Origin of the sequence: Dactylosporangium sp. NPDC049525, from assembly GCF_040676755.1 — a bacterium.
GTDB lineage: Bacteria > Actinomycetota > Actinomycetes > Mycobacteriales > Micromonosporaceae > Dactylosporangium.
This window is the reverse complement of sequence record NZ_JBFAPO010000065.1, coordinates 41,311-67,905: the sequence shown is the minus strand read 5'-3', so window position 1 is coordinate 67,905 and position 26,595 is coordinate 41,311. Positions and strand designations below refer to the sequence as shown.

The 26,595-nt window shown below is 72.0% G+C and carries 29 protein-coding genes and 1 pseudogene; 12 read left to right on the top strand and 18 right to left on the bottom strand.

Features of this window, described 5'->3' with window-relative positions; translation table 11 throughout:
- Positions 1-60 precede the first annotated feature (60 nt).
- Genes AB0K00_RS49050 through AB0K00_RS49035 form a run of 4 tightly spaced genes read left to right on the top strand, consistent with a single transcriptional unit; the run spans position 61 to position 3,094 of the window.
- On the top strand, positions 61-1,317 hold the full coding sequence (locus AB0K00_RS49050) for a LuxR C-terminal-related transcriptional regulator (RefSeq protein ID WP_363537195.1): 1,257 nt from the start codon (positions 61-63) through the stop codon (positions 1,315-1,317).
- A 4-nt stretch (positions 1,318-1,321) separates the two neighbouring features.
- On the top strand, positions 1,322-1,753 hold the full coding sequence (locus AB0K00_RS49045; protein WP_363537193.1) for a hypothetical protein: 432 nt from the start codon (positions 1,322-1,324) through the stop codon (positions 1,751-1,753).
- On the top strand, positions 1,750-2,214 hold the full coding sequence (locus tag AB0K00_RS49040) for a YceI family protein (RefSeq protein ID WP_363537190.1): 465 nt from the start codon (positions 1,750-1,752) through the stop codon (positions 2,212-2,214). Before AB0K00_RS49045 ends, AB0K00_RS49040 begins: the two co-directional genes overlap by 4 nt.
- Positions 2,215-2,218: 4 nt before the next feature.
- Positions 2,219-3,094 (top strand): diacylglycerol kinase family protein, encoded by an 876-nt coding sequence (locus AB0K00_RS49035; RefSeq protein WP_363537187.1) that lies wholly within the window; start codon positions 2,219-2,221, stop codon positions 3,092-3,094.
- A gap of 33 nt (positions 3,095-3,127) precedes the next feature.
- Here AB0K00_RS49035 and AB0K00_RS49030 read toward each other — a convergent pair whose 3' ends face one another.
- From AB0K00_RS49030 to AB0K00_RS48980, 11 genes and pseudogenes are all read right to left on the bottom strand, one after another.
- Positions 3,128-4,501, bottom strand: coding sequence for a nucleotide pyrophosphatase/phosphodiesterase family protein (locus tag AB0K00_RS49030; RefSeq protein ID WP_363537184.1), 1,374 nt, complete (start codon positions 4,499-4,501; stop codon positions 3,128-3,130).
- On the bottom strand, positions 4,498-5,634 hold the full coding sequence (eboE, locus tag AB0K00_RS49025; protein WP_363537209.1) for a metabolite traffic protein EboE: 1,137 nt from the start codon (positions 5,632-5,634) through the stop codon (positions 4,498-4,500). The genes AB0K00_RS49030 and eboE overlap by 4 nt, the downstream gene beginning before the upstream one ends.
- Positions 5,634-6,497, bottom strand: coding sequence for a TatD family hydrolase (locus AB0K00_RS49020; protein WP_363537182.1), 864 nt, complete (start codon positions 6,495-6,497; stop codon positions 5,634-5,636). Before AB0K00_RS49020 ends, eboE begins: the two co-directional genes overlap by 1 nt.
- A complete protein-coding gene (locus AB0K00_RS49015) occupies positions 6,497-7,093 on the bottom strand; it encodes an EboA domain-containing protein (RefSeq protein WP_363537179.1) in 597 nt (198 codons plus the stop codon). The genes AB0K00_RS49020 and AB0K00_RS49015 overlap by 1 nt, the downstream gene beginning before the upstream one ends.
- Positions 7,090-7,950, bottom strand: coding sequence for a sugar phosphate isomerase/epimerase family protein (locus AB0K00_RS49010; protein WP_363537176.1), 861 nt, complete (start codon positions 7,948-7,950; stop codon positions 7,090-7,092). Before AB0K00_RS49010 ends, AB0K00_RS49015 begins: the two co-directional genes overlap by 4 nt.
- Positions 7,947-8,810: an SCO3242 family prenyltransferase gene (locus AB0K00_RS49005; RefSeq protein ID WP_363537173.1), complete on the bottom strand. Its 864-nt coding sequence runs from the start codon at positions 8,808-8,810 to the stop codon at positions 7,947-7,949. Before AB0K00_RS49005 ends, AB0K00_RS49010 begins: the two co-directional genes overlap by 4 nt.
- On the bottom strand, positions 8,807-9,922 hold the full coding sequence (locus tag AB0K00_RS49000; RefSeq protein ID WP_363537170.1) for an inositol-3-phosphate synthase: 1,116 nt from the start codon (positions 9,920-9,922) through the stop codon (positions 8,807-8,809). The genes AB0K00_RS49005 and AB0K00_RS49000 overlap by 4 nt, the downstream gene beginning before the upstream one ends.
- 190 nt (positions 9,923-10,112) lie before the next feature.
- A complete protein-coding gene (yidC, locus tag AB0K00_RS48995; RefSeq protein WP_363537167.1) occupies positions 10,113-10,697 on the bottom strand; it encodes a membrane protein insertase YidC in 585 nt (194 codons plus the stop codon).
- Between the two features lie 201 nt (positions 10,698-10,898).
- Complete coding sequence (locus AB0K00_RS48990) at positions 10,899-11,156, bottom strand: hypothetical protein (RefSeq protein ID WP_363537164.1); 258 nt, start codon at positions 11,154-11,156, stop codon at positions 10,899-10,901.
- A 245-nt stretch (positions 11,157-11,401) separates the two neighbouring features.
- Positions 11,402-11,644, bottom strand: coding sequence for a hypothetical protein (locus tag AB0K00_RS48985; protein ID WP_363537161.1), 243 nt, complete (start codon positions 11,642-11,644; stop codon positions 11,402-11,404).
- 40 nt (positions 11,645-11,684) lie between these two features.
- A pseudogene (locus AB0K00_RS48980) lies at positions 11,685-11,969 on the bottom strand (GGDEF domain-containing protein); the annotation flags it as partial.
- A gap of 182 nt (positions 11,970-12,151) precedes the next feature.
- Between AB0K00_RS48980 and AB0K00_RS48975 the strand changes: the two are divergent.
- From AB0K00_RS48975 to AB0K00_RS48950, 6 genes are all read left to right on the top strand, one after another.
- Positions 12,152-12,625 carry a hypothetical protein gene (locus AB0K00_RS48975; protein ID WP_363537159.1) on the top strand — a complete coding sequence of 158 codons (474 nt, stop codon included), beginning with the start codon at positions 12,152-12,154 and terminating at the stop codon, positions 12,623-12,625.
- Between the two features lie 62 nt (positions 12,626-12,687).
- Complete coding sequence (locus AB0K00_RS48970) at positions 12,688-13,638, top strand: ABC transporter ATP-binding protein (RefSeq protein WP_363537156.1); 951 nt, start codon at positions 12,688-12,690, stop codon at positions 13,636-13,638.
- A complete protein-coding gene (locus tag AB0K00_RS48965; RefSeq protein ID WP_363537153.1) occupies positions 13,622-14,494 on the top strand; it encodes an ABC transporter permease in 873 nt (290 codons plus the stop codon). Before AB0K00_RS48970 ends, AB0K00_RS48965 begins: the two co-directional genes overlap by 17 nt.
- Entirely contained in the window at positions 14,494-15,405 is a 912-nt protein-coding gene (locus AB0K00_RS48960) for an ABC transporter ATP-binding protein (RefSeq protein ID WP_363537150.1), read from the top strand. Before AB0K00_RS48965 ends, AB0K00_RS48960 begins: the two co-directional genes overlap by 1 nt.
- Positions 15,405-16,118, top strand: coding sequence for an ABC transporter permease subunit (locus tag AB0K00_RS48955; protein ID WP_363537147.1), 714 nt, complete (start codon positions 15,405-15,407; stop codon positions 16,116-16,118). The genes AB0K00_RS48960 and AB0K00_RS48955 overlap by 1 nt, the downstream gene beginning before the upstream one ends.
- A 37-nt stretch (positions 16,119-16,155) precedes the next feature.
- Positions 16,156-17,574 carry an MFS transporter gene (locus AB0K00_RS48950; protein ID WP_363537144.1) on the top strand — a complete coding sequence of 473 codons (1,419 nt, stop codon included), beginning with the start codon at positions 16,156-16,158 and terminating at the stop codon, positions 17,572-17,574.
- Here AB0K00_RS48950 and AB0K00_RS48945 read toward each other — a convergent pair.
- Both AB0K00_RS48945 and AB0K00_RS48940 read right to left on the bottom strand, forming a co-directional pair.
- Positions 17,534-18,289: a 3-ketoacyl-ACP reductase gene (locus AB0K00_RS48945; protein WP_363537141.1), complete on the bottom strand. Its 756-nt coding sequence runs from the start codon at positions 18,287-18,289 to the stop codon at positions 17,534-17,536. The two genes, AB0K00_RS48950 and AB0K00_RS48945, sit on opposite strands and share 41 nt — an antisense overlap.
- A complete protein-coding gene (locus AB0K00_RS48940; RefSeq protein ID WP_363537138.1) occupies positions 18,286-19,608 on the bottom strand; it encodes a hypothetical protein in 1,323 nt (440 codons plus the stop codon). Before AB0K00_RS48940 ends, AB0K00_RS48945 begins: the two co-directional genes overlap by 4 nt.
- A gap of 76 nt (positions 19,609-19,684) precedes the next feature.
- On the opposite strand from AB0K00_RS48940, the gene AB0K00_RS48935 reads away from it, so the two are divergent.
- A complete protein-coding gene (locus AB0K00_RS48935; RefSeq protein ID WP_363537135.1) occupies positions 19,685-20,053 on the top strand; it encodes a hypothetical protein in 369 nt (122 codons plus the stop codon).
- A 59-nt stretch (positions 20,054-20,112) separates the two neighbouring features.
- Here AB0K00_RS48935 and AB0K00_RS48930 read toward each other — a convergent pair whose 3' ends face one another.
- From AB0K00_RS48930 to AB0K00_RS48910, 5 genes are all read right to left on the bottom strand, one after another.
- Positions 20,113-21,714 carry a polysaccharide deacetylase family protein gene (locus tag AB0K00_RS48930; protein ID WP_363537132.1) on the bottom strand — a complete coding sequence of 534 codons (1,602 nt, stop codon included), beginning with the start codon at positions 21,712-21,714 and terminating at the stop codon, positions 20,113-20,115.
- Positions 21,715-21,734: 20 nt separating this feature from the next.
- Positions 21,735-22,904 (bottom strand): UDP-N-acetylglucosamine 2-epimerase (non-hydrolyzing), encoded by a 1,170-nt coding sequence (gene wecB / locus AB0K00_RS48925; RefSeq protein ID WP_363537129.1) that lies wholly within the window; start codon positions 22,902-22,904, stop codon positions 21,735-21,737.
- Between the two features lie 13 nt (positions 22,905-22,917).
- Positions 22,918-24,228 (bottom strand): glycosyltransferase family 2 protein, encoded by a 1,311-nt coding sequence (locus tag AB0K00_RS48920; protein WP_363537126.1) that lies wholly within the window; start codon positions 24,226-24,228, stop codon positions 22,918-22,920.
- 3 nt (positions 24,229-24,231) lie between these two features.
- A complete protein-coding gene (locus AB0K00_RS48915) occupies positions 24,232-24,399 on the bottom strand; it encodes an LPXTG cell wall anchor domain-containing protein (protein ID WP_327005260.1) in 168 nt (55 codons plus the stop codon).
- A gap of 189 nt (positions 24,400-24,588) precedes the next feature.
- Positions 24,589-25,407, bottom strand: a complete 819-nt coding sequence (locus AB0K00_RS48910) for a serine/threonine-protein kinase (protein ID WP_363537122.1) — start codon at positions 25,405-25,407, stop codon at positions 24,589-24,591.
- 192 nt (positions 25,408-25,599) lie between these two features.
- Between AB0K00_RS48910 and AB0K00_RS48905 the strand changes: the two genes are divergently transcribed.
- Positions 25,600-26,592, top strand: a complete 993-nt coding sequence (locus AB0K00_RS48905) for a substrate-binding domain-containing protein (protein WP_363537119.1) — start codon at positions 25,600-25,602, stop codon at positions 26,590-26,592.
- The last annotated feature ends 3 nt before the right edge of the window (positions 26,593-26,595 follow it).

Genomic DNA, 26,595 nt, shown 5'->3' with positions numbered 1-26,595 from the left:
CGATGGTTCCCGCGGACAGTTCGATGCCGGCCATGCAGCAAGTGAACCACATGGTTCACATTGCCACTAGAGGTCGGCGGCCTCCTCCCGTTCCATCCGGCCGCAGTCCTCGACGCCCTGCACGCCATGAAGGAGGCCGTCGCCGGACCTGACTACATCGCCGAGCAGCTGGCGCTCGGCACCAGGATGATCGACCTGGGGGCGCGCGAGGGCCGGCCCGACGCCGTGCTGTGGGGCAGGATCTGGCGGATCGAGGCGTCGTTGCTGCTCGGGGCGATGCCGGCGTTCCAGCGCGAACTGATCGCGCTGGAGGAGCTCGCGGACTGGCTCGGCTGGCCCGTTGCCCGGTGGCACGCGGCACGCGCCCAGGCGGTCGCCGCGTGGCTCGCCGGCGACCTCGGCGCGGCGACGCGGCACATCGGCCACGCGCACACCATCGCGCTGCAGATGCAGGACATGTCGGCGTACTGGCAGTACTACGCGTTCATGACCCTGCTGCTGCGAAGGACCGGCGACGACCTGCCCGGCCTGCAGGAGACCCTGACCGGCGTGGATCACGTGCCGATCGCGGACGCGTTCGCCGTCGGGTACCTCCTCGAACAGGGGCCGGCCGCCGGCGACGCTGCCCTCGCGAGGTTCGACCGGCTCCGGGAGGCGCTGCCGGACCTGCCGCGTGACGGGCTGTGGCTGCCGGTGGTCGTGTCGACCGGTGAGGCCGCCGCGCTCGTCGGCGACCTGCGCGTGGCCGAAGCATGCCTGCGGGAGCTCACCCCGTACGCCGGACTCCACGTGAACTCGGTCTCCGGATGCTACGGCGCGGTGTCGCGACTCCTCGGCGTCCTCGCGGGTGCCCTCGGCCGGCACGACGAGGCCGTCGCGCACCTGGAGGCCGCCGAGACGATGGAGCGTCGGGTCGCGTCGCCGCCGGAGCTGTCGCTGGCCCGGATCGAACTCGCCTCGGCCCTCGTGGCGCGTGGCGCACCGGGCGACCGGGCCCGGGCGGGTCGCGTGGCGAGCGCCGCCGTCGACAGCGCCCGCAGGCTCGGGCTGCGGCCGTTGCTGCGGCGCGGCGAGGACCTGCTGGCCGGGCTGGACCGTGACGTCGCGCTCACCGCCCGGGAGCGGGAGGTGGCCACGCTCGCCGCGGAAGGCCGCTCCAACCGTGAGATCGCCGAGCGGTTGACCCTGTCGGAACGCACCGTGGAGACCCACGTCCGCAACGCCCTGGCGAAGCTCGGCTGCGCGAACCGCACCCAGCTCGCGGCACGGTTCAGTGTTGGTACTGAGGAGAACGGCACCGTCCTGCGGCGACGCTGAACGCATGTACGCGACCCTGGAGACACACGCCGACCAGCTCACCGTGACGCTGTCCAACGAGCGTCGCGACGGCAGCCACACCGTCCTGCACGACATCGCCGGCCCGGCCGGCGGCACGACCCCCGCGGCGGCGCACCTGCTGCACTTCGACGGGCCCGCCACCGACGCGGCGTTCGCCGCGGCCGACTTCGCCTACCGCGAGCGGATCGCGCCCACGTTCCGCGCGGCGCCGGGCGCGGTGCGCAACCTCGTGCTGTTCGACCCGGAGCGCCGGGCCACGGTCGTGGTGTCCATGGCCGTCGACCTCGCCGCCCTCGACGCGATCGGCCGGGCCGCCAACAGTCTGGACCTGCTGCCGGGCGAGGACATGGCGCTGCTGCCCGGCCCCGACCACGTCAGCTTCCACCCCGTGGTGCGGGTGGTGGAGGCGGCATGAGGATCGACCCCGCCCGCAGCACCGTCCGCTTCTGCGCGACGCACGCGCTGGGCCTCGGACCGGTCGAAGGCACCCTCGCCGTCGTGGAGGGGGAGGTCGACGTCGAGCGGCAAACGGCGTGGGCGGTGCTCGACGCGACCAGCTTCAGCACCGGCAACCCCCGCCGCGACAAGGACATCAAGGACAAGCGGTTCCTGGACGTCGCGCGGTTCCCCACGATCCGCTTCGACGGCACCGCGCCGGCCGGCGGCGACGGGCAGCGGCGGGTCACCGGGACCCTGACGGTGCGCGACGTGACCCGGCCGGTGACCCTGGAGGTCGTCGCCGCCCGTCCGATCGACGGAGGTCAGATCGTCCGGGCCACCGGGACCATCGACCGCCGCGTATTCGGGGTGGTCGCCGGACGGGGGCTGATCCGCCCACGGCTGACCGTCACAATCGACGTGTACGCCGTATCGTGAGCGGGTGCTGGTCGTCACGAACGAGCTTGCCGGTCGGACCGAGGCCGATGCCGTCGAGGCGGTCCTCGACGTCCTGCGCGGCGCCGGCGACGTCGAGACGGCCACCTGCGGCGACAAGAGCGACGTCGACCGGATCCTCGACGCCCGCCGCGGCCGCCGGCTGGTCGTCGTCGGCGGTGACGGTTCGCTGCACACGATGGTCGGCGCGCTGCTGCGCCGCGGCGAGGCCGGCGTGTGCGAGGTCGCCCTCATCCCGCTCGGCACCGGCAACGACTTCGCCCGCGGCGTCGGCATCCCCGTCGACGACCTCGCCGCCGCCGCCCGGATCGCCGCCACCGGCACCGCCCACCCGGTCGACCTGATCGTCGCCGACGGTGCCGGTGTCGTCATCAACGCCGTCCACGTCGGCGCCGGCGCGGAGGCCGCGCTGAAGGCCCGCCCGCTCAAGCGCTGGCTGAAGATCGCCGCGTTCCCGATCGGCGCGGTCCTCGCCGGGTTCACCGCCCGTGGGTGGCGGCTGCGCGTCACCGTCGACGGTGCCGTCGTGGCCCGCGGCCGGCGCCGGGTCCTGATGGCCGGCCTGTCCAACGCCCCGACGATCGCCGGCGGCACCGGTGAGCTGGGCCCGGACGCGGACCCGACCGACGGCCTCGCCGACGTGACGGTCTCCTTCGCCGTCGGGCCGCTCGCCCGGGTCGGCTACGCCCTCGCCCTGCGCAACGGCCGCCACCCCGACCGGGACGACGTGACGCACCTGCGCGGGCGCGACATCCGCATCGAGGGCGAGCCGTTCCACGTCAACGCCGACGGCGAGCTGACCGGGCCCTTCCGGACCCGGCACTGGACCGTCGCGAAGGGCGCCTGGCTCCTCGTCCGCTGACCGCGCGGGCAGGCCTCCTCAGATCAGGCCCCCTCAGGTCAGGCCGGCGAGGCGCAGCAGCAGGCCCTTCACGTCCGTCGCGTCGACCGAGTCGAGCTGCAGCGACGGGTCGCCGCACAGCCACACCGGCCCGTCGTCCACTGTGGACGGCATGAGCCCGTGCGAGCCCTTCACCGCCTTCGCGCCGGCGTCCAGGCCGACGACGCTCATCATGTATCGCATGCCGAGCTTCTTGCGGGCGAGCGCGACGCCGGCCCGGGCCTTCGCCGCGCCCGGGCCGGCCGGGTCGAACAGCAGCTCCGCCGGGTCGTAGCCGGGCTTGCGGTGGATCTCGACGAGCTGCGCGAAGTCCGGCTTCCGGGCGTCGTCCAGCCAGTAGTAGTAGGTGAACCACGCGTCGGGCTCGGCGAGCAGGACGAGCTCGCCGGCGCGCTCGTGGTCCAGGCCGTTGCGCTGCTTGCCGGCGGCGTCGAGGACCTCGCCGACGCCGGGCAGGCCGGCGCACAGCTTCTGCACCAGCGGCAGGTCCGCGGCGTCGCGGACGTAGACGTGCGCGATCTGGTGGTCGGCGACCGCGAACGCCCGCGACGTCCACGGGTCGAGGTACTCCATGCCGTCCTGGGTGTAGACGTTGAGCAGCCCCTCGGTGCGCAGGAGCCGGTTGACGTCGACGGGCCGGCTCGCTTCGGTGATGCCGTACTCCGAGAGGACGACGACGGTCACGCCCCGCACGGCGGCGGCGGCCAGCAGGGGCGCGACGACGTTGTCCAGTTCGGCGGCGGCCGCGGCGGCCTGCGGCGAGGACGGGCCGAAGCGCTGCAGGTCGTAGTCGAGGTGCGGCAGGTACACCAGCGTCAGGTCCGGCGACTTCTCGACCATGATCTGCTCGGCGGCCCTGGCGATCCACGCCGAGGACGGGATGCCGGCATTGGGACCCCAGTAGGTGAAGAGCGGGAAGTCGCCGAGCTTGGCGGTCAGCTCGTCGTGCAGCGCCGGCGGGAACGTGTAGCAGTCCGGCTCCTTGCGGCCGTCGGCGTAGTAGACCGGGCGGGGGGTCACGGTCCAGTCGACGTCGGCGCCCATCGCGTACCACCAGCAGACGTTCGCCACCGTGTAGTCGGGCTTGGCCCGGCGGGCGGCGTGCCACAGCTTGTCGCCGCCGACGAGGGCGTTGTGCTGCCGCCACAGGAAGATCTCGCCGAGGTCCCGGAAGTACCAGCCGTTGCCGACGACCCCGTGGTCGGACGGCAACGCGCCGGTGAGGAACGTCGATTGCACGGAACAGGTGACCGCGGGCAGGACGGGCCGCAGCGGCACCGCGGCGCCGACCGCGGACAGGCGCGGCATGTGCGGCAGCAGCCTGGGCGTCAGCCCGACCACGTCGAGGACCAGCAGTGGCTTGCTCATCGGGGCTCCAGCGTCTTGAGACCGAGGTCCTGCAGGGTGTCGCGGGCGTAGGCGAGCTCGGCGGCCATCCCGGCGGCGAGCTGCTCGGGCCCGGTGGGGCGCTGGGACTCGGGCAGCACCCCCCAGGTGTACGTCTCGACCTCGAGGTGGTCGCAGCTGGCGACGGGCCCGCCGAGCAGCGCCGCGAGGCCGGCCCGCAGCACGCCGGTGGTCGCCTCCAGGGGCGGCTCGGGCGAGGCGTGCAGCGGCACGTGGTAGTGCACCCGCCACGGGCCGTCGGCGCCGCTCGCCAGGGCCTCGTCGAGGTCGTCGAAGGACGCCGCGCAGCCGCGGGAGCGGGTCTGGTGCATGAAGCGGGGTTCGACGTAGTCGGCGAGCGCGGGCACGGTCGGGTCGTCGACGGACAGCGCCGCCGACACCTGCACCTTCACGACCGGCAGCCCGGCGCGGGCGAGGCGCTGCACCGCGGCGACCGGCTCCTCCCAGGCGCACGCGAGGTGCGCGAGGTCCACGCAGACCCCGAGGTACCGGGGATCCACCCGGGACAGGTGCACCGTCGCCTGGAGGGTGTTCTCGATGACGCACCCCGGCTCCGGCTCGAACGCGACCCGGACCGGCCGGTCCAGGAACGACAGCCCATAGGCGAGCTGGTCCAGGGCCCGGCCGACGGCGCTGACCTGCGGGCCGTCCCACGGGTCCCGCCAGCCCAGCGGCAGCGTGGAGATCGAGCCCCGCACGGCGTCGTCGGGCAGGAGGTCGACGAGGACGCGGGCGAGGTCCATGGTGTACCGCAGCCGCCGCGGGTCGGCCCAGTCCGGCAGGTAGACGGCCTTCTTGACGACCGGCGCGTGGAACTCCTGGTAGGGGAACCCGTTGAGGGTCACCACCTCCAGGCCGCGCACGTCCAGCTCGTGGCGCAGCTTGCGCCGCAGCGCCGGGTCCGCCGCGAGGGCGGCGGCGGCGGACGCGGCGAGCCAAAGCCCGAGACCGAGGACGGGGGTGTCGAGGTGGGACCTGACCCTGGTGGCGTAGACATCGAGTTGCGTCAGGATGCCGGGCAAGTCCTCCGCGGGGTGGACGTTGGTCCCGTAGGCCAGGTGGACGACCTGGCCGTCCGGGTGCCGCAGCCGCATCACGACCCGCCGCGGAGGATCGAGTTCCCCTCGAAGGTCGCCGGCAGGGGCGCCTGCGGGCCGTCGAGGTCAGCGACGTCGAGGCGCTTGGACTGCCCGTAGAACTCCACCGGGTTGCGCCACAGTACCCGGTCGACATCGTCGTCGCTGAACCCGGCGGCCAGCATCGCCTCGCCGGTGCGCAGGGTCAGCAGCGGGTCGGAGCGGCCCCAGTCGGCGGCGGAGTTGACCAGGACCCGGTCCAGGCCGTGCTCCTGGAGGATGACCACCATCCGCGCCGGGGTCATCTTCGTGTCGGGGTAGATGGAGAAACCCATCCAGCACCCGCTCTCGGCGACCCTCGCGACGGTGACCTCGTTGAGGTGGTCCACGACGACGCGGCCCGGGTCGATGCCCGACTCGCGGACCACGGCGATGGTCCGGTCGGTGCCGCGGGCCTTGTCGCGGTGCGGGGTGTGCACCATCGCCGGGAGCTCGTGCTCGACGGCCAGGGCCAGCTGCGCGGCGAAGACCTCGTCCTCCTCCGGCGTCATCGAGTCGTAGCCGATCTCGCCGACCGCGACGACGCCGTCCTTCTCCAGGTACCGCGGCAGCACCTGCAGCACGTCGCGGCAGCGCGGGTCGTTGGCCTCTTTCGGGTTGAGCGCGATCGTGCAGTGGTGCCGGATGCCGAACTGGGACGCCCGGAACGGCTCCCACCCGACGAGGGAGTCGAAGTAGTCGGTGAACGAGCCGACGCTGGTGCGCGGCTGCCCGAGCCAGAACGCGGGCTCGACCAGCGCACGGACGCCGGCGGCGGCCATCCGCTCGTAGTCGTCGGTGGTCCGCGACGTCATGTGGATGTGGGGGTCGAAGATACGCATCACGAGACCCTCTCCTGGAGGCGGTGCAGCAGCGCCGTGGCGTCCTCGGCGACGGCGCGCCCGGCGGCCTGGCGCTCCTCGACGAGCCCGGCGAGCATGGTGGCGAGTTCGGCGTCGGCGCGCGTGTCGAGGTCGGCGACGACCGTCAGGGGCAGGCCCATGAAGACGGCCTTGAGCACGCCCTGACGCCACGCGGCGGCGGGCAGCACGGCGGCGGCCGGGCCGAGCGCGGCGGTGACGAGCCGGGTGTCGTTGGTACGCAACGCATCGAGGAGGATCCCGGCGGTCGCGTCCTGCGCCGGCAGCAGCGGCAGCGCCCGCAGCACGGCCCGCTTCTCCGCCCCGTCGCCGTAGCGGTAGAGCGGCTCGAGCTCAGTCTGCAAGGCGCTTGCGGGCATCCGGGTCAGCAGGAGGACCCGGGCCGCGTCGTCGACCGTCCAGCCGGGCAGTGCGGCGAGGGCCCACCGTCCGCAGCGGCGGCCGGCGGCGGGGAAGAGCCGTCCGATCGCCGACGGCTGGCGTGCCACGGTCTCCAGCGCCGTGTCCAGCCACACCGTGTCCGTCAGCTCGGCGGTGAGGGAGTCGTACAGGTTCATGGCACCTCCTGGAATCGGTCCAGTGACTGCGCTTCGGCGGCGCGCAGGAAGGCGAGGGAGTCCCGGGCCACGGACGGCGCGGCGTGGCTGTGCCGGGGCAGCTCGACGGCGACGAGGCCGCCGTAGTCGGTCTCGTTGAGGGCCCGCAGCACCGCCGGGAAGTCGACCTCGCCGGTGCCGAACTCGAGGTGCTCGTGGACCCCGCGACGCATGTCGTCGATCTGCACGTTGACGAGCTGCCCGGCGACGCGGCGCACGCACTCCTCCGCGGACACCGGCTCCAGGCAGCGGCAGTGGCCGATGTCGAGGGTCAGTCCGAAGTGGACGGGCGCGCCGAGGTCGGCCCGCAGCCGCTCCCAGTCGTCGATCGACTCGACCAGCATGCCCGGCTCCGGCTCGAAGCCGAGCATCATCTCCGCGCCCTCGGCGGCGGCGAGGACCTCGGCGCAGCCGGTGACGAGCCGCCGCCAGGCGACGTCCGGCGGCAGCCCCGGCGGGCGGACGCCGGCCCAGAAGCTGACCGCCTCCGCGCCGAGGTCGGTGCCGATCCGCACGGCCCGGCGCAGGAAGTCGACCCGCGCCTCCGGCTCATCGTCCAGCAGCGTCGGCGCGTGCTTGTGCCACGGGTCGAGCAGGTACCGGGCCCCGGTCTCGATGACGACACCGAGGCCGAGCTCGTTGAGGCGCTGGCCGAGCGCGCGGACGTGCCGCCACAGGTTGCTGTCGTACGGGTCCAGATGATGATGGTCGAGGGTCAGGGCCACGCCGGTGTATCCGAGCCCGGCGATGACGGTCAGCGCGTCGTCGAGGCGGTGGTTGCTGAAGCCGTTCGTCCCGTACCCGAACCGCAGGCTCATGTCGGTGACAGCCGTTTCGCGAGGTGCCGGCCCAGGGGAGCGGCGGCCGCGACGGCCAGCCCGGCGATCGGCGCGCCGGCCCGTGCGGTCAGCGCGCCCTGCAGCGTCGGCAGGTTGACGATCCCGGCGCCGACCGACGCCCGGATGTTGCCCGCGGTCGGTTTCTCGAATGCCCGCAGCTGCGCCTTGCCGTAGCGTCTGGCGTACCAACCGGACAATGCGACCGGGACGAGCGAACGCCAACCGAAGGGCCGCGACGGCAGCGCCGCGGCCACAGCCACCGCGGCGGACCCGGCCATGGTCGCGGCCGGCAACGCCGGCGTGGAGCCGTGCACCTCCGCGCGGGACAGGGCGGTCACCGTGTACGTGTGGGCGAAGACGGTCGCGGCCGGGAACGCGGCCGACCGCAGCCGCCCGCCGCTCGCGCCGAGGAGCACGTCCAGGGCCCGGCAGGTGGCCATGGCCGCGGGTCCCGCCGGGGTGTTCTTGAGCTTCAGGTCGTAGGCCCAGACCGCGCCGGCCAGGGGCACCGCGACGGCGAGGGCGCGGCGACCCCCGGCGAGCCCGGCGAGCGCGACCCCGGCGGCGGTCAGCCCGGCCGCCACCCCGAACGCGGTCCGCGGCGCGATCCGGCCCGAGGGGATCGGCCGCTCCGGACGTTCGACGGCGTCGAGCTCCCGGTCCGACCAGTCGTTGGCGGCCATGCCCGCCCAGTACAACAGGACCGACGACGAGGCGAGCAGCGGTGTGCGCGGCCCGAGCGACCCCGCGGCCGCGGCCCCCGCGACCACGTCACCGGGCACGCTCAACGCGGCCGGGGCACGCACCAGCTCGGCGAGTGTCCGCCAGTCGGGCCTCACAGCGACCGCACGAACGCGGCGAGGGCCTCGAACTGCGCGCCCAGCGCGTGGTCCACCTCACCGAGGGGGTCCTTGAAGAAGAACGCGAGCTCGGTCAGCGGCCCCACCCGTCCGGCGCCGTGTGCGGCGGCGGTGAGCCGGGCCAGGTCCAGCACCAGCGGCGCGGCGAGGGCGGAGTCACAGCCGTGCCAGGTGAACTCCATCCGCATCGGCGTGCCGAGGAACCCGGCGAAGGTGATCAGGTCCCAGGCGGTCTTGAAGTCGCCGATGTCGGGCACGTATTCGATACGGGTGTGCCCGTCGGGCTGATATCCCAGGGTCTCGCTGAGCACCCGCTGCTTGCTGGCCGACTTGGCCGCGTTGGCGGCCGGCTCGGCGAGGGTCGCGCCGTCGCCGCCACCCAGCAGGTTGGTCCCGGACCAGGACTTGACCCGCAGGTTGCGCATGGCGAACATCGGCGCGAGCACCGACTTGATCAGCGTCTCGCCGGTCTTGCCGTCGTGGCCGGCATAAGGGATATTCCGGATTTGCGCGAGTTCGCGTAATGCTGGCAGGCGGGCGCCCGTCGACGGGGTGAAGTCGACGAACGAGCAGCCGGCCTCGAACGCCGCGTACGCCATCAGCGAGCTCGGCGGCAGCGAGTCCAGAGCGTCGCGCAGCGATTCGAGGTTCGCGTGCGCCGGGTGGGGCGCCGCCGCGGCCTCGGTGGAGGCGACGTTGACGACCACCACCCTCGCCAGGTCGTGCCGCCGCCGGAAGTCCAGCAGGTCGGCGGTGATGGCGGCGGCGACCTCGGCCGCGGTGCCGTGCGGCAGTGGGCGGATCTCCTCGTCCACCGCCGCCAGCTCCGAGTGCAGGGTGGCGACCAGCCGGCCGGGGACGACCCCGGCCTCGGCCAGGGCCTCGGCCTTCTTCACCACGCTGATGGTGGCGACGTCATGGCCGCCGAAGACGAGGTCGCCGAACCCGGGCAGCGCATGACTGCGCAGCACCGGATGCTCGGTGACACAACCGATCGGCTCGGTGAGCCCGGCGCGCACAGCGGCAGCGCCGACGATGCTGGTGACGGCGACGGAACCGCGCGCGCCTACCAGCCACACACCCGTTTGCACCGGGCCCTCCCATGGCGGTTGGAGTTGTGTGACGATCTTGTGGGCGACATCGCCGATTGTCGCTGAGTTGGCAGCGTAGAACTGATATCCCTCCTTCCGCCAGTGGCAACCGAACTTTTCTACAAACCAAAAAAACTTTCCCTAGGTACGTGCAAAAGCGCTGTCGTCCATCGCCACGCGACGCTGTGGTTCACCGCCTCGCGACGACGCGTTCGACGGCCGTCCACAGCCCGGAGGTGACCAGGTAGATCCCCGCCGCGACGGGGGTGAGGACGGCGAACGCCACGGTCCCGAACGACAGCGCCCGGACGAACCCGGGCGAGCCCTCGGGCAGCTGCCGCACGTTCCAGACCGCGATCGCGGCGAGGGCGGCGACGATGAGCCAGCCGGCGAGGAGCGCCGGATGATCGAGGAGCCGGGCGGTCAGGTCGGCGCCGAGCAAGGTGTGCCCGCGGACCGCGTCGCCGCTGAACTCGCGGTACAGCAGCCAGATGACGGGCGCCTGGGCGAGCATCGGCAGGATGCCCGCGAGGGGCCCGGACCCTTCGGCCCGCATGAGCGCGGTGGTCTTCTCGGCGAGGACGGCGGGCTCCTTGCCGTGCCGTTCCCGCAGTGCGGCGAGTTGGGGCGCGAGCCTGGTCCGGACCTTTTCGGCGCGGTACGCCCGCAGGCTGAGCGGCAGCAGCGCCGCGCGGACGACGATGGTGGCGATGACGATGGCAGCGGCGACGGAGCCGGTGGTGGAGGCGAGCAGGACGAGGACATGGTGCAGCACGACGGGAGCCCTTCGGCTTGGGACGCGCACACGCACCGCCCGCCGCGCAGGGTCAGCTGAGCCTCGCCTGGGGCTGGGCTTGGTGAGGCCGGCCTGGGGCCGGGTCTCAGTGGCCGGTCGGAACCTGGCCTCAGTGAGGCTGGACCTCAGCGGCGGTGGGTGGAGGGCGCGCGGAAACGGACAAACGGGAGTCGGGAGGGACTACCGCTGTCCGGGTGCACGGGGCCGCGGCCGCCCGGCCGCGTCGGGGTCCATCGCCCGGGTCGGCTGCGCCCGCCGGGAACGGGCCCGGGCCGGGACGGGCACGACACGCCGCGCCGCTGTGGGCGCGCCGGTGAGCAGGCGCGCCGCGAGGACGATCGCGAGCGCGGTGAGGACCGCCGTCGCCACGGCGACGGCGTCGGCCGGCGAGGTCACGGAGGACCAGGCGGCGAGAAGGGTGGTCAGCGACCACGACATGCGACTGATGATACGCCCGGCGCGCACCTCCGGGGTCCGCCCGTTTCCCAGGAGCATCCCCACAACCGCGCGTCCAACCGCGCGTCACCGCCGCCTTGCTCGGCACAACCCGAAGGATCTCCGGTGCCCCGACCCCGGGGATCCTTCCGGTTGTGCCCGCAGTAGCCTGGCAGGTGCCTGGTATCACGCTCCGTCAGCGTAAAATACGGAGTGCGACGAGCTGGAGATCGATTTTTCGGCGGATGTTAGGGTGCTGGTGAAAGCTGCCCGCCGCGCACTGCCTCAGGGCCGTCGGCGGTCGCCTTGAGGGGCGGGGCCGTGACGTGGCTCAGGTGGCGGCGGTTCGCCTTTTCGTGGTACATGTCGGCGTCGGCGGCGCGCAGGAGTGCGTCGAGGGTGCCCGCGGTCGCCGTCGTCGCGCCGATGCTCGCGTCGATCTGAACGGTCTCCCCGTCGATGTGGATCGGGGCCAGCAGGGCGAAGCGCAACCGCGCCGCGACCTCGGCCGCGCCGCGACCTCGGCCGCGCCGCGACCTCGGCCGCGACGCCGGCGGTGGTGCCGGGCAGCAGGACCACGAACTCGTCGCCGCCGAGCCGGGTGACCAGGTCGCCCTCGCGGGCGTGTGTGCGCAGCCGGGCGCCGACGACGCGGAGCAACTCGTCGCCGGCCGCGTGACCGAGGGTGTCGTTCACGGCCTTGAACCCGTCGAGGTCCAGCACGAGCACCGACGCCGGCACGCCCGGGACGAGCGCGGTGCGGGTGTGCTCGTCGAGCAGGTTGCGGTTGCCGAGGCCGGTCAGCGGGTCGTGCAGGGCGTGCTGGCGCAGTTTCGCGCGGGCCGCGGGCCTCGCCGAGCTGCCGCAGGTGGTTGCGGTGGCCGCGGGACAGCAGGCCGGCCAGGACGGCCACGACCAGGTGCAGGGCGGGTGCCAGGCTCACCAGCTCGCTGGGCAGGGGGTGGCCTGCGATCGGCCCGGCCCAGGCGAACAGCGCGATGCAGCTCAGCGAGGTTGCCAGCCAGGTGAGCAGGGCGCCGGCGAGCTGGTTGCGGAACGCGCCGACGATGATCGAGATGACGAAGATCGGCCAGAGATCCACGTCGGTCCAGCGGGTCGTCGCCATGACCGCGCCGATGCTGGTCGCGGTGTCGATCGCCACCAGTGCGGCGCTCATCCAGGGGTACCGGACGTGTCCGACGTTGCGTAGCGCGTACCAGGCGACGACGTTGGTCAGTAGCAGCGGCGCCGCCCACAGGGCTGTCGCGAGTGGCACCGGGAGCAGCACCACCGAGCACAGCACCCACAGCACGGAGACGAACCGGCTGATCAGGCCGGCCCACTCGATGCTGCGCCGGACACGGAGCAGGGGCAGATCCACGCCTCAACGTCGACTGCCGCGGGGTGAACCTGAGGAGGATCTCAGGCCGTCACGGCCGGAACCTGAGGATGATCTCAGGTTGAACCCCTAAGTGGCCGGGTTCAGGTGCGTTCCGGATAGTCCTCAGGGTTTACGGTCCGTAAGGTCGGCGACGTGGCACTCATCGAGACGCGTGCGCTGACGAAGCGCTACGGGGGTGGCGTCACCGCCCTTTCGGAACTTTCCCTGGCGGTGGAGCCCGGGATCATCGGGCTGGTCGGCGCGAACGGCGCCGGCAAGTCCACATTCATCAAGATCATGCTCGGCCTGCTCCGGCCGTCCGGCGGCGAGCTGCGGGTGCTCGGGCTCGACCCGACGACCCAGTCCGTCGAGGTACGGCAGCGGGTCGGCTACATGCCGGAGCACGACTGCCTGCCGAGCGAGACGTCGGCCGCCGAGTACGTGACGCACCTGGCGCGGATGAGCGGGCTGCCCGCCAATGCCGCCCGGGAACGGGCGTCGGAGGCGCTGCGGCACGTCGGACTGTACGAGGAGCGGTACCGCCAGATCGGCGGCTACTCGACCGGCATGAAGCAGCGGGTCAAACTGGCTCAGGCCCTCGCGCACGACCCGGACCTGCTGCTGCTGGACGAGCCGACCAACGGCCTCGACCCGGCCGGCCGGGACGCGATGCTGGAGCTGGTGTACCGCATCGGCACCGAGTTCGGCATCTCCATCGTCGTGTGCTCCCATCTGCTCGGCGAGGTCGAGCGGATCTGCACGTCGCTGATCGCGATCGACGGCGGCAAGCTGCTGCGCTCCGCGACCGTGTCGGACATGACGACCAGCCGCGACGTGCTCACCGTCGAGGTGAGCGAGGGCGTCGAGCTGCTCGTCGCCCGCCTCACGGAGCAGGGCCTGCCGGTGACCCGTGACGGCGCCGCCCTCATGGTGCCGATGGACAACGACGACGTGTACGACCAGATCCTCGTCGCCGTCGCCGAGCTGGACCTGCCGCTGCACCGCCTCGACCAGCGCCGGCACCGCGTCGCTGAGCTCTTCCAGACCCCGTCCGTGACCGGACCGGCAGCAGCACAGGAGGTCGGCCATGGCGCAGCCCACTAGCGTCATCCATGACATCGGCTATCAGCGGTACAAGGGTCCGAGGCTCGGCCGCTGGTACGCCAACCGCTCCCTGTACGAGCAGAGCCTGCGCACCGCGTTCGGCATCGGCCGGGGCGCCAAGGCGAAGATCTTCCCGTGGCTGGTGATCGGCATCGCGCTCAGCGTCGCCGTGATCGAGATCGCGGTCCGGTCGCTCACCGACCAGTCGTTCATCAGCTACCGCGGGTTCGCGGCCACCATCTCGTTCCCGGTGATGCTGTTCCTCGCCATCGTCGCGCCCGAGCTGGTCTCCCGCGACCTGCGGGACCGGACGCTGCCGCTGTACTTCAGCCGGCCCCTGGCCCGCACCGACTACGCCCTGGCGAAGTACGCCGCGCTGGCGACCGTGGTCCTGCTGCTGCTCGCCGTGCCACAGCTGCTGATCTACATCGGCGCGATCTTCACCCGTACCGACGGGTTCAGCGGCGCCATGAAGGAGCTCGGCGACATGGGTCCGGGCCTCGGCGGCGCCGTCATCCGGGCGCTGGTGCTCGCCGCGATCGCGCTGCTCGTCGCGTCGCTGACCGGCCGGCGGGCGTTCGCGGCGGCGTTCATCGTCGGCGTGTTCATCATCACCGCGCCGATGGTCGGCATCCTCAACGTCATCGGCGGCGAGGGCAGCGCGCTGGCCAGCCTCGCGTTCCTGGTCAACCCGATGACCCTGCTCATCGGCGTCGAACAGTGGCTCTTCGGCACGCCGGACGCCGATCCCATGCCGATCGGCGACTACGGTCCCGCCTACGGCGCCGCCACGCTCGTCCTGCTCGCCGGCTGCATCTCGCTCCTGCTCCTTCGTTACCGGAAGGTGGCCGCCTGATGGGCACCGTCGAACTGCAGCACGTGTCGCGCTGGTACGGCAACGTCGTCGCCGTCAACGACGTGACGATGACCCTCGGCCCCGGCGTCACGGGCCTGCTCGGCCCGAACGGCGCCGGCAAGACCACCCTGCTGCACATGATGTCGGGCTTCCTCGCCACGTCCAAGGGCACGCTCACCGTCGACGGCGCGCCGGCATGGCGCAACCCCGACGTGTACCGCACCCTCGGGCTGGTCAGCGAACGCGAGGCCGTGCACGGGTTCCTGACCGGCAAGGAGTTCGTGGTCGCCAGCGCGAAGCTGTTCCGCCTCGCCGCCCCGGAGGAGGCCGCCCGCCGCGCCCTGGCGATGGTGGAGATGGAGCCGGCGCAGGACCGGCGCATCGACACCTACAGCAAGGGCATGCGGCAGCGGATCCGGGTCGCGGCCTCCCTCGTGCACGACCCCGGGGTGCTGCTGCTGGACGAGCCGTTCAACGGCATGGACCCGCGCCAGCGCTTCCACATGATGGACCTGCTGCACAAGATGGGCGACGACGGCCGCACCGTGCTGTTCTCCTCGCACATCCTGGAGGAGGTCGAGCAGGTCTCCGGCACCGTGCAGGTCATGGTCGCCGGCCGGCTCGCCGCCTCCGGTGACTTCCGCACCATCCGCCGGCTGATGACCAACCGGCCGCACATGTTCACCGTCAAGTCCAGCGACGACCGCCGCCTCGCGGTGGCGCTCATCGGCCAGGCATCCGTCGCAGGTGTCGACATCGACGCGACCGGGTTGCAGGTCCGCGCGTCCGACTACGGCACCTTCACCCGCGCGCTGCCCCGCATCGCGCTGAAGGAAGGCGTCCGGGTGCGCCAGCTGCTGCCCGCCGACGAGTCCCTGGAAAGCGTCTTCTCCTACCTGGTGGGTGCCTGATGAATCCGACCATCGCCCGCATTACCCTGCGCGGCCTGCTCGGCCGCCGGCGGATCTGGCTGCTGGTGCCGCTGCCGATCATCCTCGCCGGCTTCGCCGCAGCGGCCCGGGCTTTCGGGGAGCCGCCGTCGGAATGGGGTGAGCCGGTCATCGTCGGCCTCGGCTTCGCCGCCGTGCTGCCGGTCATCGCGCTCATCGTCGGCACCGGCGTGCTCGGCTCCGAGATCGACGACGGCACGATCACGCACATCCTGTCCAAGCCGCTGCCTCGCTCCGAGATCGTGTTCACGAAGCTCGCCGTCGCGGTCGGGGTCACCGGCGGGTTCGCCGGGGTGCCGCTGTTCGTGGTCGGCCTGCTCGCCGACTCGACACCCCTGGCGTTCGCGCTCGTCGTCGGCGCGTTCGTCGGCGCCCTGGCCTACTGCGCGCTGTTCCTCGCAATCAGCGTCATCACCCGCCGCCCGGTGCTGCTCGGCCTGGTGTACGTCGTGCTCTGGGAGGGGCTGCTCGGCAACATCATGTCGGGCACGGCGAAGCTCAGCATCCAGCAGTACGTCAAGACGATCGTCGACTGGCTGGCACCCACGGACGTGCTCGCCGGCTCGGTGTCGGTGCCGGTGAGCTTCGTGATGGCCGGTGTGTTCACCATCGGGATGACGGCGCTCGCGGTGCAGAAACTGCGGACGTTCGCCGTCGCGGGCGAGACGGGCTGACGTCGCCCCCGCCGGCGAGACGGGCTACCGTCCGCAGGTGAGCTTCCACCGCGTCTACAGCGTCGCCGTCTTCATCGTGCTGGCGTCGCTGGACAACGTGGCGATCAGCCTGGTGCCGCCGCTCTACTCGCCGATCAGCCGCTCCCTCGGCGTCGGCGAGGGAGCGCTCGGCGTGGTGACCGCGGTCGGGTACCTCGTGACCGCGGTCGCCGCCGTCGGCTGGGCGTACGCCGGCGACCGCACCGACCGCAAGCCCGTCCTCATGGTCGGCACCCTCATCTGGGCCGCGGGCACGGTCGGCACCGTCCTCGCCGGCGGCTACTGGACGTTCCTCGCCGCGCAGCTGGTCGCCGCGATCGGGCTCGGCGCCGTCGGCTCGGTCGGCTTCTCGGTCGTCAGCGACCTCATCTCACCCCGCCGCCGCGGCCTGGTGATGAGCCTGTGGGGGTTGTCGCAGGGCATCGGGACCCTGGCCGGGGTCCTCGTCGCCAGCCAGCTCGGCGGCGCGGACTGGCGGCGGCCGTTCTACGTCCTCGCCGGCCTCGGGGTCCTCGCGTCGATCGCGTACTTCACCACCGCCGACATCCGCCGCGGGCAGAGCGAACCGGACCTCGCCGCGGTGTTCGCCGCCGGCGAGGAGTACGAGCACCGGATCTCCCGCGCCGACCTGCCCGGCATCATCGCCCGGCGGACCAACGTCTGGCTGATCCTGCAAGGGCTCACCGCGCAGGCCGCGTTCGGCTCCCTGGTGTGGCTGCCGCGGCTGTTCCAGGCGAAGGCGGAGGCGCAGGGCTACGACGAGCAGTCCGCCATCCAGATCGGTGGCATCCTCGCAACACTGTTCCAGCTCGGCGGGGTGCTGTCCGTCGTGGGTGGGATGCTCGGCGACCGCTGGCAGCGGCGCGACCCCGGCGGGCGGGCGAAGGTCGCCGCGATCGGCATCCTCGCCGGTGTCCCGCTGTACGTCGTGCTGTTCTTCGCCCCGTTGACGCTGCCCTCCCCGGACGGGCGGTCGTCGACCGCGCTCGTGCTCGGCGCGCTGTTCACCACGCCGAGCCTCCTGGCGGCGTTCCTGTGCGCGCTGCTCGCCCTCGCCCTCACGTCCGCGAACTCGCCGAACTGGTTCGCGCTCATCGCCGACGTGAACCCGCCCGAGCACCGCGGCACCGTCTACTCCCTCGGCAACCTCGTCAACGGCGTCGGCCGGGCCGCCGGCAACGGGCTCGTCGGCGCGGTCTTCGCCGCGCTCGCACGCAGCTTCCCGCCGCCGACGAACCTTGCCGTCGGCCTCGCCGCCTTCCAGGTCTTCTTCGTCCCCACCGGCGTCATGTACTGGCGCGCGTCCCGCACCGCCCCGGCCGACATCGAGGCGGTGCACGAGCTGCTGCGCTCCCGAGCCGCCGCCGACGTGGCGCCTACAAGGTCCGCAGGTGGAACCCCCCGTCCACGTCGATGACCTGGCCGGTGGAGAACGGCAGCAGGTCCGTGGCGATCGCCACCACCGCCCGGCCGACGTCCTCGGGTGTGCCCCACCGCCGGATCGGCGTGATGCCGTCCTCCAGGATGAGCTTGTCGTACTTCGCCTGCACGAGCCCGGTCATGTCGGTGGCGATGATGCCGGGCCGGACCTCGAACACGGTGATGCCGTGCTCGGCGAGGCGCGCCGCGAACAGCTTCGTCATCATGCCGAGGCCGGCCTTCGTCACGCAGTAGTCGCCCCGGTTCACGCTCGCCGTGTACGCGCTCATCGACGAGATCGTGACGATCTTCCCGGCGACGCCGGTCTCGATCATCCGGCGGGCGACGTGCTGGGTGAGGAAGTAGGGGCCTTTGAGGTTGATGCCGACGAGCCGGTCGAAGGACTCCTCGGTCGCCTCCAGCAGGTCCGCGCGGACGGACGGCGCCACGCCCGCGTTGTTGACCAGCAGGTCCAGGCGGCCGAAAGCCTCGTGCGACTCGTGCACGAGCCTTGCCCGGTCCTCGGCGTCGCCGACGTCCGCACGGACGAGGACGGCCTGCACGCCGAGCTTCTCGATCTCGGCGGCGGTGTCCTGCGCGGCGGCGAGGTTGGACGCGTAGTTCACCACCACGTCGAACCCGGCGCCCGCCAGGGCGATGGCGATGCCCCGCCCGATCCCGCGCGACGCCCCGGTCACCAGCGCCGCGCTCACGAGGCACCACCGAAGGAGGCACCGCCGAAGAACGTGTAGTACGGGCCGTCGACCAGGCGCCCGACGTACAGCGCCAGCTCCCGCAGGTGGTAGTCGCCCCACATGCTGGACTCGCCGTTGGGCACCGACTGACCCGCCGCGACGTGGTCCCAGCCGTTCGGCCGGTGGTACACCGAGTGCAGCAGCAGCCCCTCGTGCCGGGGATCCGTGGACAGGTAGGGCTCCTGCAACAACGTCCGTGCGACGGTCAGCCCCGCCTGGGTGTACCGGTCCTCCCCGGTGGCCCGGCCGAGGCGCAGCAGCCCCTGCGCGGCGATGGCGGCGGCGCTGGAGTCGACCGGCTCGAACGCGTTGAACGGGTCCGCCGGCGCGTCCACGTCCAGGTGCACCAGGCCCGGCGCGCCCGTGTCCCAGTACGGGACGCCGTCGGCGGGGGAGTGCTCGATGTAGAAGTCGCACGTCGCTTGCGCCGCGGTCCGGAACAGGTCGGACTCGTGGAACTCGAGGAGCTCGGCGAAGCCCAGCATCGCCCAGGCGAGGCCGCGCGTCCACGTCGAGAACGCCGAATACCCCTGCTGCGTGCTCGGCGCCCGGAACCGCCCGTCGTTGACGTTGAACAGCGCCTCGTGTGCGGTGCGGCCGCGGATGTCGTACGTGTCGCGGCCCTCGCCGAAGTAGACGTTGTGCTTCGCGGTGCTCTGCGCGTGCATCAGCAGCCGGTCCAGCAGGTCGATCCGCTCGTCGTGCTCACCCATGAGCACGTGCCCGAGCTGATGCGCCACGGCGAGGGACCGGCACGAGCGGATCGTGTCCACGAACAGTGACTGCGGGCCGTTGAACGAGTAGATGTAGCCGCCGCCGTCCGCGGTCCGGCTCCACCGGGCGGCCTGCACCGCGCCGCTGACCTTCAACGCCAGCTCGGCGAAGTCCCGGTCCGCGTCGTCGACCCGGCCCTCCAGGATGAGGCGGCGCAGCGTCCCGTAGGTGCTGATGTTGTTGAACCCGTGGTCGTGCACGCCGACGTGGCTGACGTGCGGTGCCATCACCCCGATCGTGTGGCGGCGGCCCTGCTCGTAGAAGTGCCGGTCGCCGGTCGCGTCGAACTGCAGCAGCGCCGAGCCCACCTGGAACCCCTGCGTCCACTCCGTCCAGCCGCGGGCCGTGTACCGCCCCTCGACGGTGAACACGGGTGCTCCCTGGCTGCCGCCCGGCGGGTTGGACGCGTCGATCGCGTCGATCTTCCCGGCGGACAGCTCCCACATCCGCCCGACCGCGGGCAGCAGATCCTTGGGCGCGAGCCCGTCATCGATGCGCAACATGCCCCCGAGGATAAGGGGAAAGCGCTTTCCTGAGAACCCCGGGGCGGCCGTGGTTTCGTTCGTGGCAGGATGACGCGTGATGGACGCGACCGCTGTTGAGGATGTCGCCGCGCGCTGGGTCGCGGCCTGGACCACCGGCCGCACCAGCGCGCTGTTCACGCTGCTCGCCGCGGGCGCCCGGGTCGAGTCCAACCTGGACCCCGACGGCGACTTCATCGAGAAGCTCACCGGCTACGCCGCCGCCCTGACCTCGGTCTCGGTCTTCTCCCGCACGGTGATCGACCTGCGCGTCGCCCTCGTCTACGACTGCGCGGTGGGCACCGAGCAGTTCCGCCTGGCCGAGTTCCTGGTGCTGACGCCGACCGGCCTGATCGCCGAGGTCCGCCGCGTCTACGACCTGTATGCGATCGAACGCCTCATGCCCGACCTCCTGCTCGAGACCTGACGGCACAACGAGAGCCGGGCCCCGCGAACGGGACCCGGCTTTCGTGTAACCCGAGGGGATTACGACATCGCGGCGGCGGAGACGAAGGTGTAGCCGAGGCCCTGGATGCCTTCGACGGTCTGCTTCAGGTACGCCGTGCCGAGGTACGGGTGGTAGAAGAAGCTCGCCACGCCGTCGCGGACGGCCAGGTTGGTCTTCGCGTTGGCGATCAGGTCGGCGGGCAGGACGGCCGGGTGCTGGTTGAACGGCTCCGGCTCGATGTTGCCGATGTTCTCCGGGATGACGGTCGAGCCGTAGACGTCGCGGACCGTGTACGGGAAGAACTGCCCGACCATGTGCGCGGTGCCGTTGTCGACGGTGCCGCCGGACAGGACACCCGGGAAGTAGAGGCCGCGCTCGTAGCGGACGCCGACGAGGGTGTTGATCGTCTTGTAGTCCAGGGCGCTCGCGGCGTAGTGCGGGAACTCGAAGATGGTCGGCTGCTTGAGACCGGCGAGCATCCAGTCGGCGCGGGAGGCCAGGACGCGGGCGGTCACGTTGAGCGCCGAGTCGTTCTTCACCGGGCCGTCGTAGATGACGGCGTCGCTGGCGTCGACGTGGGCCATGAAGAACTCGAAGTCGTTGGCGCTGACCCCGTCGTAGGGGTTGTTGAGCGCGTCGAGCTGGTGGGTGTAGCCGTGCTGGAGCAGGGTGCCGCCCTTGCTCTGCATGTACTTCAGGGCGCTGACCACCAGTGGCCGCTGGCGCAGCGTGTAGTCCTCGGCCTTGCCATTGTTGTTCACACCTTTCGGGTCCCGGTAGCGGCTGTAGACGGCGACGGTGAAGGGGACGTTCTTGGAGGAGAGGTAGTCGGCGACGGCGCGCAGCTCGGCCGGGTCGGCGTCGGGGCCGACGTCCTCGATGCGGACCAGGGCCCGGTGCCGGGCCGCGGCCTGCGGGGCGAGGACGGAGTAGAGCAGGTCCGAGAACGCCAGGTAGCGGTCGTTGGAGGTGATGTACGACAGCGGGATCTCGCCGAGGTAGGTGAGGTTGCCCGACCTGATGCCCCAGGGGAAGGTGGTGCCGTCGGCGCGCACCGCGGTGCCGACCGGGACGGCCTTGGCGGGGTCGGAGATGACGTAGTCCATGATGCCGCCGCCGTTGCGCACGTCGCGGGTCATCGTGGTGCCGTTGTACTCGATCTGCGACACGGCCGAGGTGTCGTAGCCCTTCCAGGTGTAGCCGTACTTGGCGACGAAGTCCGCGGAGCGGGCGGTCAGCTGCCAGATGTTGTTGTACATCCACAGGACCGGCTTGGTGCCCGCGAGGGTGTCGTCGAGGAACGCGGTCGGCAGCGCCTCGTCGTAGGTGGAGCCGACGTAGACGACCGCCGAGTACGCCGCCATCTCACCGGCCTTGTAGCCGCCGACCGGGTGCGCGGTCCAGGACCCGAAGTGCGAGACGAGGTTCGTCGCCATCATCCCGTAGTCCTCGCCGAGCCAGGAGTACGGGCCGGTGTTGTCGTAGAGGACGAGCGTCTTCGTCGCGGCGTTGGAGCCGGGGGCGCCGGCGCCGGAGCGGGCGAGCGGGGTGACGGCCGCGGCGGCCGGTGACGCCGGCGCGGTGAGGGCGAGTGACGCGGCCACGGTGACGGCGGCGAGCGAGCTGAGCAACTTACGCATGTCGTACAAATCCCTCAAGGTCAGACGGAGACGGTGGTCGGCATCGGGGCCGGGTGCGAGGCGAGGCCGAGCATCGCGGCGACGGCCTGTTCGGTGCGCTGCGAGGCGAGCCCGTCGCCGTAGGGGTTGCCGTTGGCGGTCATCGACTGCCGCAGGATCGGGTCGTCGAGCAGGCGGGCCGCCTCGGCGACGATCAGGTCCTCATCCGTGCCGACGAGCTTGGCGCAACCGGCGTGCAGCGACTCGACGCGCTCGGTGACCTCACGCAGGACCAGGGCCGGCACCTTGAACGAGGGCGCCTCCTCCTGGATGCCACCGGAGTCGGTGAGCGCCAGGTACGCGTTGGACAGCAGCCGCGCCAGGGCCGGGTAGGGCAGCGGGTCGGTGATCGTCACCCGGGGCACCCCGGCGAGGCCGGCCTCGACCTGGGCGCGGACCGCGGGGTTGGCGTGCGCCGGCAGGACGACCCGGATGTCCGGGTACGCCTCGACCAGGCGGCGCACCGCGCTGAGGATGCGGTCCAGGGGCTCGCCCCACGACTCGCGGCGGTGCGCGGTGACGAGGATCAGGCGGGCGTTGCCGTGCTCGGCGGCGTCCACCGCGGCGGCGATGCGGGCGTCCTCGAACGGCAGCTGCTTCGCGGCGACGGAGAGCGCGGCGTCCACCACCGTGTTGCCGGTGATGAGGACGTTCGCCGGGGTGACGCTCTCGTCGAGGAGGTTCGTCGCGGCCAGGGCGGTCGGCGCCAGGTGCAGCGCGGCGAGCTGGCCGACGAGCTTGCGGTTGGCCTCCTCCGGGAACGGGGAGTCCAGGTCGCCGGAGCGCAGCCCCGCCTCGAGGTGCACGACCGGGATGCGCCGCCAGAACGCGGCCATGGCGCCGGCGAGGGTCGTGGTGGTGTCGCCCTGGACGATGACCGCGGCCGGCTTGCGCTCCTCCAGGAGGGCGTCCAGCGAGGAGATCATCGCGGTGAGGAGCTCGGGCTGGCTGCCGGTGACCCGCTGCAGCGGCAGGGTCACGTCGGCCTGGACGTCGAACGCGTCGAGGGCCTGGGTCACCATCGTCGGGTGCTGCCCGCTGGCGACCAGCACCGGGGTGAGCCGGCCTGCGGCACGCATCGCGGCGGCGACGGGCGCCAGCTTGATGGCTTCGGGACGGGTACCGGCGATGAGGAAGACTTCGGGAGACATGTGCTGACGTCCTTTACGAGAGAACCGGCTCTTCGACCAGGCGTTCGGTTTTCGCCCAGGCCTGTCGCCGGCTGATCTGCCGGCCGATCGCCCGCCAGGTGCTGACCAGGCCGAGCAGGAGGAAGAAGGGGTACGCGACGGCGGCGACCAGCAGTCGCCAGAGCTTCTCGTCGCCGAGCTGGATGCGGTGGACCAGGGCCCAGACGAGACCGGGGACGGTCATGCCGAGCGCCCAGAAGAGTGCGACGTGGCCCATCTGCGCCCACGAGTGGATCATGATGGTCCGTCCGTGGCCGGGGACGAGCCGCCACATCGCGACCGCCCAGAGGCCGAAGACCGCGGCGGTGCCGAAGGCGTTCATCCACGGCGCGAGCAGGTAGTACAGCATCTCGAGCAGGGCGTGGTTGCGGATCTTCCGGGAGGCGATCAGCTTCGGCACGTAGCCGACGCACTGCAGGTTGCCCTGGGCCCACCGGGTGCGCTGCCGCAGCAGCCGCTTCACGTCGACGAGGCCCTGCTGGTTGACGTTGGCGATCGAGGAGTACCGGATGCGCTCGCCGTTGAGGTGCATGCGCAGCCCCAGCTCCAGGTCCTCGACCAGGCAGTGCGACCAGGGCGCGTCGCCGAGCCGCATCAGCGACGACAGCCGGGCGAACTGCCCGTTGCCGCCCAGCCCGACCGTCCCCGCGGCGTTGCGAAGCAGCTGGCTGGCGTTGGCGATGGCGGCGAACTCGAGGTCCTGCACGGCGCCCAGGACGCGGTTGCGGTTGTGGATGCGCACCCGGGTCTGCACCGCGCCGACCTGTGGGTCGCGCATCTGCTTCGACACCTCGGTGAGGATGTTGCTGCTGCCCCGCCCGTCGCCGTCGATGACGCCGACCGCGACCAGCGCCGGGTCCTCGCCGGCCTGCAGGGTCCGGTCCCGGATCGCCCGGAAGGCCGCGTTGAGCGCCTCGCCCTTGCCCTTGCGGGCGTTGGGGAAGTCCCGGCGCAGCACGGTCAAACCCGGGTGGTCGATGGCGGCCAGGACGTCCGGGGTGCCGTCGTCCGATCCGTCATCGACCACCAGGACCCTGGTGCGTGTGCCTGCCGGGCCCGCCAGCGCCAGTGCGGCGGAGACGGTCCGGCCGACAACCCGTTCCTCGTTGAGAGCGGGCACGACGATCCAGAAGGTCAGCGGTTCGTGCTCGTTCGGCGCGACGGCATCGCGCCGGCGACGCCGGCCGGCGGTGGCCGAGTCACTGGTGGTGAAGGCCACCAGCGCCAGGTTGTACGCCGGCCAGAGCGTCAACAGCGCGAAGCCGACCAGAAGGATCGCCGTCATGCGTCAGGCTGCGCTGCGGTTGAAGCGGGACGCCCGCACCATCAGGAAGCCGGTGACGACGAGCGCGACACCTGCGACGACGATGGCGAAGACCGGGCTTCCGGTGACTGGCAGCGACGCGGCGGTGGATCCGCCGGTCACGATGACGCCGGTGACCTTCGTACCTGACATGACAGCTTCCCCTCGGCTATCTCTCCGGCGGTGCTCCCGGCTCCTTGATGGCAACCGTTGTGCACCTTGTCCGAGAAGCTTGGAACGGCCGAGGGGCAATCACAATGGGTGAGCATGGTCGGATGCACCCGAGCGGGCCAAGTCCGTCCAACGACCTGACAGAGCGCTTACGCAGGCAAAACTCGGCAGTTACGCAGAGTGGTGCGACCGTGTGCGGTAGCTCTCAGTAAAGGAGGTTGGGTGTTGCCAGTCGGTTGCGAACTCCGCCCAGAGCGACAGGGCGACCCTCGCACTCTCGGGCCGGTCGGCTGGCCGCTTGGCCATGCACTGGCGGCACAGCTCCGCTACGGAGCGTGGCAGGCCGGGTGCGAGCAGGACCGGCGTGGCCACCGGCTGCAGCAACCTGGCGCCCGGCGCGTGCGGTGAGCGCCCGGTGAGCATCTGGTACAGCAGGACCCCGAGCGCGTAGACGTCCCACGCGGGTGCCTCGCCGACACGGGAGGCCGCGGGGTGCGCGAACGGCACCGCCAGGCCGAAGTCGATGATCTTCACGCCGGCGGTGGTCAGCATGACGTTGTCGGCGGTCAGGTCGCGGTGGGCGATGCCCCGGCGGTGCGCCACCGCCAGGAGCTCGGCGACGGACGCGGCGATCTCGACGGCGTGCTGCCACGGCAGCGGCCCCTCGGCCAGGCGTTTCGTCAGCGGTACCCCGTTGAGCAGCTCCATCGCGACGCACGGGACGCTGGCGCGGCCGATGTCGAGCTCGCCGTACCCGAAGATCTTGGGCACGGTCGGGTGCCGCATCCGCTGCATGAGCAGGGGCTCCCGGCGGGCCGCATGGCAGGCGCGGCTGTTGTTGACGAACGCAGGCGCGAGGACCTTCACCGCCGCGGGGCGCAGCTGCTCCAGGTCGACCGCCTCATAGACGAGCGACATACCGCCGCGGGCGATCGGGCGGACCAGCAGGAAGCGCTCCAGCACCCTGCGGCCAAGCTCGATCTCCGACACAATCGCCGACTATTCCCTATTCGGTCCCGGTCGCGGAAGTCCCAGCGACGTTTGCCACAGCCCGTGTCGATACGATAAATACGGATATGTCGGCTGCACCAAAGGAACCGCACAGCCGATCGAAACCCATAGTTGACATCCGGGTAACGGTGGCTGACGCTGGCCGCAGGAATCGCTCCCACAGGAGACGGGATGACTGACGAGCCATCGCCGCCAACCGTCACCGAGGTCGCCGCCGCCGCGGGGGTCTCCGCGGCAACCGTGTCCCGCGTCCTCACCGGCCGGGTCAGGGTCAGCACCTCGGCCCGGGTGTCGGTGCACGACGCCATCGCCCAGCTCGGCTACGTCCGCCACCGCGGGCCGCGCCGCCCCGACCGGCTGTCCTCCCGGCTGCCCGTCGCCGCGCTCGTCTTCGAGCCCACCGCCCGGCTGTTCCACGACACCTTCTCCGCCCGGCTGCTCGCCGGCGCCGAGGAGGAGCTGACCCGCCACGGCGTCCCGCTGCTGACGATGTCCGCGACCCGGGGCACGATCGCGTCGGCGACCCAGTTCCTGACCACCGGCGGCGTCGGCGGCGTGCTGCTGCTCGGCGGGCACAGCAGCCACCCCCTGGCGGTGTCCCTCGCCGCGTCCCGGGTGCCGCTGCGGGCCACCGGCCGCCCGGCCGAGGGCCTGGACATCCCGTTCGTCGACGTCGACAACCACGACGGCGCCCGGCAGGCCGTCGAGCACCTCATGCTGCGCGGCCGCCGCGCCATCGCGACCATCGCCGGGCCACCCGACTCGCCCGCCGCTGCGGACCGCCTCGACGGTTACCGCCGCGCGCTCGAGACCGCCGGCCGCGCCCCCGTCGTCGCCTACGGTGACTTCACCACCGCCTCGGGCGGCCACGCCGCCGCCTGGCTGCTGGACCGCATGCCCCGCCTGGACGCGCTCTTCGTCGCCTCCGACGCGATGGCCGCCGGCGCGCTGCAGGCGCTGCGCAAGGCCGGCCGGCGCGTCCCCGAGGACGTCGCCGTCGTCGGCTTCGACGACGCGCCCCTGGCGACCTACACCACGCCGGCGCTGACCACCGTGCGCCAGCCGGTCTCCGAACTCGGCGCGGTCGCCGCCGCGCTGCTGCTGGAAGGCTCGCAGGACTGCCCCGTGCTGCCGACCGAGCTCGTCGTGCGGGCATCAAGCTAACGA